The 392-nt window shown below is 67.9% G+C and carries 1 protein-coding gene; it reads left to right on the top strand.

The genetic code is table 11. The features are described 5' to 3' along the window. The coding region (locus IEZ31_RS57425; RefSeq protein ID WP_308429507.1) for a PEP/pyruvate-binding domain-containing protein at positions 1-392 on the top strand (392 nt) is incomplete at both ends.

Here is a 392-nt window from a genome sequence, read left to right as displayed (position 1 = left end):
CAGGAGCGCATCCCCGCCGATCTCGGCACGGCGGTCAACGTCGTGGCGATGGTGTTCGGCAACCTGGGACCGGACTCGGGTACCGGTGTGGCGTTCACCCGCGACCCGGCGACGGGCGAGCAGGGCGTGTACGGCGACTACCTCGCCAACGCCCAGGGTGAGGACGTCGTGGCCGGCATCCGCAACACGATGCCGCTGCAGGACCTCGAACAGCGCGACAAGAAGTCGTACGACGAGCTGATGGCCATCATGACCAGGCTCGAGGAGCACTACCGCGACCTGTGCGACATCGAGTTCACGATCGAGCGCGGCAAGCTGTGGATGCTGCAGACCCGGGTCGGCAAGCGCACCGCCGCGGCCGCGTTCGTCATCGCCACCCACCTCGTCGACGA

Source organism: Dactylosporangium sucinum (genome assembly GCF_014647515.1).
Classification (GTDB): Bacteria; Actinomycetota; Actinomycetes; order Mycobacteriales; family Micromonosporaceae; genus Dactylosporangium; species Dactylosporangium sucinum.
The sequence above is the reverse complement of the archived record's forward strand: the minus strand, read 5'-3'. Positions and strand labels throughout refer to the sequence as shown.